Genomic DNA, 7,212 nt, shown 5'->3' on the forward strand with positions numbered 1-7,212 from the left:
AGCTTTACCCTACCAAATATTGCTTGAAATTACGAGTTTGTTATGTCGCGTGAAGCGTTTTATACCGCCTGTTTTGCTTAAATAATCAATGACAAATTGATTTGGGGTCAGATCGTTAGTGACTGTGTGGTTATGGCAAACATGGGTGTCAAGTCATTGAAAATATTTATAAAAAATAATTTTTGACACATTTTTTTAAAAGGATTAAGGTTGGAATGGTAATAACTTGATTGTACTTCAATTGTAAGGAGGTAATATGCAAGTAACTCGTAGAGGGTTTTCTTTAGGAATAGATCGTTTAGGAGAGTTAGTTTTTCTTTCCATGAAAGTTCAGGGGAAGTTGACGCACGACGATTACAGCCTGATGACACCGATGATAGACTCTGCTTTAAAAGGGGTGGGTGATGAAAAAGTTAAAGCGCTGGTAGATTTGACCGAGATGCAGGGTTGGGATCTACGAGCAGCCTGGGATGACTTTAAGATGGGGTTAAGCCATGGCCGGGAATTTGAAAAAATTGCCATTATCGGGCACGAAAAATGGCAAGACTTTATTGCGAAAGTCGGAAGTTGGTTTATGTCAGGAAAAATCAAACGGTTCGATTCGGAAGAAGATGCGATCAATTGGCTGGCAGAAGAACCAACCGAATGAATCCAGCATATTGAATCTGTCCAAAAACACCCAGGCCTGGGTGTTTTTGAAATCACACCTGTGTTTATTGTTCTTTTCTGAACTCGTCTAATTGACTTGGATTAAAAGTGGTTTGATCAATGTCGTAGCCCAAGTTAATCATTTGTTGTACCAATTGTTCTTTTTCGGCTTTTAAGTCCATTAAAGCATGGTTATTGTCTTCTAATTGATGCATTTGCGTTAACCCTAAGTGGTAGAAACGCAGCGTTTTTAAAGCATTTTCATTGTTCTGCTTGGCTGCGGCTTTGACAGCATCTATGGTATTGCTGATTTGCATCAGGTTTCTCTTTAGACGCCAGGCATACATAGCTTCATACATCCAAGGCTTATCTTTAAAGAAGAACTTTACAATGAACCCAGTAATAATGAGCCCGACGAAAGCCCCCATTAAGTTCAGCACGATAAGGTTTGAGCTGTAAGCGCCAAGGTATTCTACTGCAGTCGTTGCGGTAATCATGCCGATGACAATAAACATCGCCATAATCTTTAACGTCGCATTACGGGTTTGTTTTCGATAATACTTTGGATCAATTTCTTCAATTTGAAACATATTCAATGCCTGTTTAATTCTGTGCGATGCGTGTGACGGCTATGTGATGAAATAAGCGTCAATTCTTCAGCTTGATTATATCCAACGATACGTTTTTTGATTTGAAAATCCAATGAAATGAATGGTTTTTTGCTTATTTAACGTCGAATCAAGGTATAATCTTGCGTTTTTAAAATCATTCTAAACTCAAACTCATGCAACGACAAGATTTTAACTTTGAACTGCCAGAAGCCTTGATTGCTCAACAGCCTGCCAAGGAAAGAACACAAAGCCGACTGCTGGTAATGGAAGCAGATGGCGGCGTGTCAGATTGTCACTTTACAGATATTCTGTCTTATGTGAATGGAGATGATTGTTTGATTTTCAATAATACCAAAGTGATTCCGGCGCGTTTATTTGGTCAAAAATTAACCGGCGGAAAGGTTGAGTTGTTAATTGAGCGTGTTTTGGATGAACACCGCGTATTAACGCATATTCGTTCAAGCAATGCTCCTAAAACCGGTGCGCAGCTACGTATTGCAGACGCTTTTGATGCCGAAGTTTTGGGTCGAGACGGCGCTTTGTTTGAATTGCGACTGAGTCAGGAAGATTCCCCAGAACTTAGCGCGTTAGAGCTAATTGAAGCGCATGGTCACATGCCGTTACCTCCTTATATCGAACGGGAAGATCAGCTGGAAGATAAAGAACGCTACCAGACGGTATATTCTGAAAAACCAGGCGCTGTTGCCGCGCCCACGGCCGGATTGCACTTTGACAATAAGTTGCTGGAACAGATTAAGGCGAAAGGCGCGGCGGCAGGTTTTGTCACCTTGCACGTTGGTGCGGGTACCTTTAAACCGGTTCAGGTTGATGACATTTCTGAACATATCATGCATTCCGAAGTCATTGAAGTGTTACCGGAAACCGTTGAGTTGATACGCAAAACCCGTGAAAAGGGCGGGCGAGTGATTGCCGTTGGGACCACGTCGGTACGTTGTTTAGAAAGCGCGGCAACCTTTTCAGAAAACGGTGAACTCGCACATTATCAAGGGGAAACCGATATTTTTATTACCCCAGGGTATGACTTTAAGGTAGTGGATGTTTTATTAACGAACTTTCACTTGCCCGAGTCAACACTCATTATGCTCGTATCAGCTTTGGCTGGATACGATCGCACCATGCAAGCGTATGCGCATGCGGTGGAACAACAATACCGTTTCTTTAGTTACGGCGATGCCATGTTAGTGCACCCGCCAACTTCCGAATCTTAATGGAAAAAAGTATGAAATTTGAGCTAGATAAACAAGATGGGCGTGCTAGAAGAGGGCGTTTGGTTTTTGAAAGAGGCGTGGTGGAAACGCCTGCCTTTATGCCGGTCGGCACCTATGGTTCCGTAAAAGGCATGATGCCGGAAGAAGTTGCGGACACAGGCGCACAGATTATTCTGGGCAATACCTTTCATTTATCGATTCGTCCGGGCACCGATATTATCGAGCAACATGGCGATCTGCATGACTTTATGAACTGGAAAGGCCCAATCTTAACCGATTCGGGTGGTTTTCAGGTGTTCAGTTTAGGCAAAATGCGCAAGATTACAGAAGAAGGTGTGCATTTTCGTAACCCGGTTAATGGGTCTAAAATCTTTATGGGACCGGAAGAATCCATGGACGTTCAGCGTAAGCTGGGATCGGACATTGTGATGATTTTTGACGAATGCACGCCTTACCCGGCCACACACGACGTTGCGGCGGAGTCTATGCGATTGTCATTACGCTGGGCGGAAAGATCCAAGCAAGCGCATGGTGATAATCCTTCCGCTTTATTCGGTATCGTGCAAGGCGGGATGTATGAAGACCTTCGCCAGGAGTCGATTAAAGGACTGACCGATATTGGTTTTGATGGCTATGCGATTGGCGGATTATCCGTTGGTGAACCCAAAGAAGAAATGATGGGCACGCTGGATTTTACCGAACCCCATATGCCAAAAGACAAACCTCGCTATATGATGGGCGTGGGCAAACCAGAAGATATCGTTGAAGCGGTACGCCGAGGCATTGATATGTTTGACTGTGTGATTCCGACACGTAATGCGCGTAATGGCTTTTTATTTACGCACAGTGGGGTCGTTAAAATTCGCAATGCAGTTAATAAAACCAGTTTAGAGCCATTGGATGCCAAGTGTGACTGTTATACTTGTCAAAACTACACGCGCTCTTACTTACACCATCTGGATAAGTGTGGTGAAATTCAAGGTGCGCGTCTAAACACCATTCATAATTTGCATTATTATCAGTTATTAATGAAAGGGTTACGTGAGGCGATTGCTTCTGAAACCTTGGATGCTTTTGTCAGTGAATTTTACCAAGCCAGAGGCGAAGACGTCCCTTCTTTATAAGTTAAAAATAAGATTCGAACTTTGTCTTATTTTGTTAATAGAATTTTAAAATTTTTTATGCAACAATAACGCAGTTAATTTCAAGGAGAACAAAATATGAGTTTTTTTATTTCTGATGCAATGGCCGAGGGTGGCGCAGCAGCACAAGGAAGTGGTTTTGAGGCATTGTTGCCGTTAATTTTATTGTTTGTGGTGTTTTACTTTTTACTGATTCGTCCTCAGCAAAAGAAAGTTAAAGAACATAAAAAACTTGTACAAGCACTTGGCAAAGGCGCTGAAGTGGTGACATACGGTGGTTTAGCAGGAAAAATTCGTGAATTGGATGAAAACTTCGTTGATCTAGAAGTCGCAGATAATGTCGTTGTAAAAATTGAACGTCAAAACGTCGCTCGCGAATTACCAAAAGGGACATTAAAAGGGACAGCGGAATAAGCTGACTTTTTAAGAACAAAAGGGGCTATTGCCCCTTTTGTTGTTTCTGGGAACGCCTTTAAGCGTTGCGCTTTCTGTGGCAACGTGATTGATGAGCTTTATCATTTAGCTTTATTTGGAAAAATTAAACATGTTTGAGTCAAGACAAAAAGTCATTAGTAATCAATACCCGGCGTGGAAATATCTGCTGCTGTTAATTGTGTTGGTATTAGGTGTTATTTATGCCGCACCGAATATTTTTGGAGATGATCCGGCTGTTCAGGTGTCACCGGCAAAATCGGTTCAGTTTGATGCCTCTACAGAAGACCTTGTGACGCAAACACTCCAGAAAGCGAATTTAAAGCCTAAATCAATGGCGTATCAAAACGGTCAATTTCTGATTCGTTTCCATAATACAGATGCGCAAATGAAAGCCAGAAGTGCCTTGAAAGAAGTCATGGGACGTCAGGCGGTGGTCGCCTTGAACCTCGCGCCGGCAACACCAGATATTTTAAGAGCAGTTGGTGGCCAACCCATGTATTTAGGGTTGGATTTACGCGGCGGCGTGCATTTCTTGATGGATGTTGACATGGAAGCGGCGGTGCAGAAAACCTATAACCGTTATGTCGATGAAGTAAAGGGCGCATTCAGAGAAGCCAGAATCCGATATTCAAGCGTCTCTTATGAAACCGATCATTTGATGATTAAGTTTCGCGATGCTAAAAGTGTGCCAGCCGCTCGAGCGGAAATGGAAAAACAATTTCCGGGAGAATTTAATTTATCTCAGGTGGCTGAACAAAATGCATTACAACTGCGTTTATTGCCTAAAACAATTGAAGAAGCGAAAACCTATGCCTTGAAGCAGAACATCACCACTTTGCGTAATCGTATTAACGAATTAGGCGTGGCAGAGCCGGTGATTCAGCAGCAAGGCGATCGCCGCATTGTGGTTCAGTTACCTGGGGTTCAAGATACGGCGAAAGCAAAAGAAATTTTAGGGGCAACGGCCACTCTAGAGTTCAGATTGGTTGAGGAACGCGGAGACGCTTACCGCGCAGAAAAAACGGGGTATGCTCCGAATGGTTCGCGTTTATATCATTTCCGTGATGGCCGTCCGATTCTGTTGAAACGCAGCATTATCGTCAGTGGTGACAACGTCATTAACGCTCAGTCTGGAATTGAGTCGCAATCTGGATCAGCTGAAGTCACCGTCACCCTTGATGGGGCCGGCGGGCGTAAGATGCTGGCAACCACGAAAGAGCATGTTGGTCATCGCATGGCGGTAGTTTATATTGAAAACCGCGTTGAAACCATTGAGAAAAATGGTGAAAAAATTAAAAAACGCATTACCACGAAAGATGTGATCAATGCCGCGGTGATTCGTGGACAGTTTGCCAACCGATTCCAGATCACCGGTTTAGACAGCCCGCAGGAAGCGCAAGACTTGGCATTATTACTGCGTGCTGGGGCCCTGGCCGCACCGATGGAAATTGTGGAAGAAAGAACGGTTGGGCCAAGCCTTGGGCAAGACAACATCAATCAAGGCATGATGTCGGTGATTGTTGGTTTCTTATTGGTGTTGGTGATTATGGTCTGGCGTTATAAAACGCTTGGCATGATTGCCAATGTGGCGTTAACGTTAAACTTGGTTCTGATTGTTGCGGTGTTGTCCTTATTACAAGCCACGTTGACCTTACCCGGGATTGCCGGGATTGTTCTAACCGTTGGGATGGCGGTGGATGCGAATGTGCTCATTTTTGAGCGTATCCGTGAAGAACTTAAAGTGTCCTCTGTTCAATCGGCGATCAATGCCGGTTATGAGAAAGCTTTTGTAACGATTGCCGATGCCAACATCACCACCTTGTTGGCGGCACTGGTGTTATTCAGCTTCGGAACAGGTCCGATTAAAGGCTTTGCCATTACGCTATCCATCGGGATTATCACTTCTATGTTTACAGCCATCTTGGGAACAAGAGCAATTGTGAATGCGCTCTACGGCAACAAGCCGGTAGACAAGTTATCGGTTTAGTCGGGGAGAGACAGAATGAGTACAAGCATGGAAAATCAAAAAGAATATAACTTTATGGCGCATCGTAAACTGGCGATGTTTGTGTCATTGTTTTTTATTGTGGCGTCGATCATCGGGTTGTTTGTCAAAGGGCTGAACTTTGGCATCGACTTTACCGGTGGAACCATTGTCGAGCTGTCTTATGACAAGCCAGCAGAAGTCGACACCATTCGCACCTCACTACAAGACTCAGGGTTTGAACGCGCGGTGGTGCAGAACTTTGGCTCAGCAGAAGATGTGTTGATTCGAATTGCGCCGAAAGAGGGCGTGAATTCCGCTCAGATCAGTAACCAAGTGATGGATGCCTTACGTGAAAATCATTCGGAAAACTTTGAGTTGCGTCGTGTTGAATTCGTTGGGCCGCAAGTCGGAGATGAGCTGACCGAAGATGGCGCTTTAGCGGTTATTTATGCCCTGATCGGAGTGCTGATTTATGTCGCGCTGCGTTTTGAATTCCGTTTTTCAATTGGGTCTGTCGCCGCCTTGGTACACGATGTTGTGATTACTTTGGGTGTGTTTTCCTGGACTCAAGCTCAGTTTGATTTAACGGTGCTAGCGGCGATACTCGCGGTGATCGGTTATTCCCTGAACGACACCATTGTTGTGTTTGACCGGGTACGGGAAAACTTCAGAACCGTTCGAGATGGCACACCAGAAGAAGTCACTAACCTGGCGGTGAATCAAATGCTGGCGCGTACGTTAATGACCTCCTTAACCACCTTACTGGTTTTAATCGCACTGTTCGTGTTGGGTGGCGAGATTATCCATAACTTTGCGTTGGCATTGATTGTCGGGGTTGTGGTGGGGACCTATTCATCAACGTTTGTGGCCAGTTCGATTGCGTTGGCATTAGGTGTTTCAAAAGAAGATTTGATGCAGCCTGTCAAAGAAGGGGTGGATGCGACAGCTCAAGAAGAAGAGTTGAATCGAATTTTCTTAGAACAAGAAGCTGCGCGTGAAGCGAAAGAAGCCGCTAAGAAAAAATAAACATTGGTTCCAATGTTCTTAAACAAAAAAAGACCCAACTGGGTCTTTTTTTATATCCATAGATTCAACAAGCAAGTGCAACACCTAGGAATAGAAAAAGGTTAGCTAATGAGCTACCTTTTCAGTTCCCCAAC

General features: G+C 44.0%; 7 protein-coding genes. 6 read left to right on the forward strand and 1 reads right to left on the reverse strand.

The annotated features are described in order from the left end of the window. Window positions 1-256: 256 nt before the first annotated feature. Window positions 257-649, forward strand: coding sequence for an STAS/SEC14 domain-containing protein (locus P8629_RS08450; protein WP_278165692.1), 393 nt, complete (start codon window positions 257-259; stop codon window positions 647-649). Between the two features lie 64 nt (window positions 650-713). On the opposite strand, the gene P8629_RS08455 is transcribed toward P8629_RS08450, so the two are convergent. Beyond that, a complete protein-coding gene (locus tag P8629_RS08455; protein ID WP_278165693.1) occupies window positions 714-1,238 on the reverse strand; it encodes a DUF3087 domain-containing protein in 525 nt (174 codons plus the stop codon). 194 nt (window positions 1,239-1,432) lie between these two features. Here P8629_RS08455 and queA point away from each other — a divergent pair, with 194 nt between their 5' ends. The 5 genes from queA to secF all read left to right on the forward strand — a co-directional run bounded on the left by queA (window position 1,433) and on the right by secF (window position 7,078). Beyond that, complete coding sequence (gene queA, locus P8629_RS08460) at window positions 1,433-2,488, forward strand: tRNA preQ1(34) S-adenosylmethionine ribosyltransferase-isomerase QueA (protein WP_278165694.1); 1,056 nt, start codon at window positions 1,433-1,435, stop codon at window positions 2,486-2,488. An 11-nt stretch (window positions 2,489-2,499) separates the two neighbouring features. Next, window positions 2,500-3,612, forward strand: a complete 1,113-nt coding sequence (tgt, locus tag P8629_RS08465) for a tRNA guanosine(34) transglycosylase Tgt (RefSeq protein WP_278165695.1) — start codon at window positions 2,500-2,502, stop codon at window positions 3,610-3,612. 96 nt (window positions 3,613-3,708) lie between these two features. Further along, window positions 3,709-4,044, forward strand: a complete 336-nt coding sequence (gene yajC, locus P8629_RS08470; protein WP_011370755.1) for a preprotein translocase subunit YajC — start codon at window positions 3,709-3,711, stop codon at window positions 4,042-4,044. A 130-nt stretch (window positions 4,045-4,174) separates the two neighbouring features. Then, window positions 4,175-6,052, forward strand: a complete 1,878-nt coding sequence (gene secD / locus P8629_RS08475) for a protein translocase subunit SecD (protein WP_278165696.1) — start codon at window positions 4,175-4,177, stop codon at window positions 6,050-6,052. Window positions 6,053-6,067: 15 nt separating this feature from the next. After that, window positions 6,068-7,078, forward strand: coding sequence for a protein translocase subunit SecF (gene secF, locus P8629_RS08480; RefSeq protein ID WP_278165697.1), 1,011 nt, complete (start codon window positions 6,068-6,070; stop codon window positions 7,076-7,078). Window positions 7,079-7,212: the final 134 nt, after the last annotated feature.

The sequence above is a fragment of the Hydrogenovibrio sp. 3SP14C1 genome (assembly GCF_029625905.1).
In the GTDB taxonomy this organism is placed as follows: domain Bacteria; phylum Pseudomonadota; class Gammaproteobacteria; order Thiomicrospirales; family Thiomicrospiraceae; genus Hydrogenovibrio.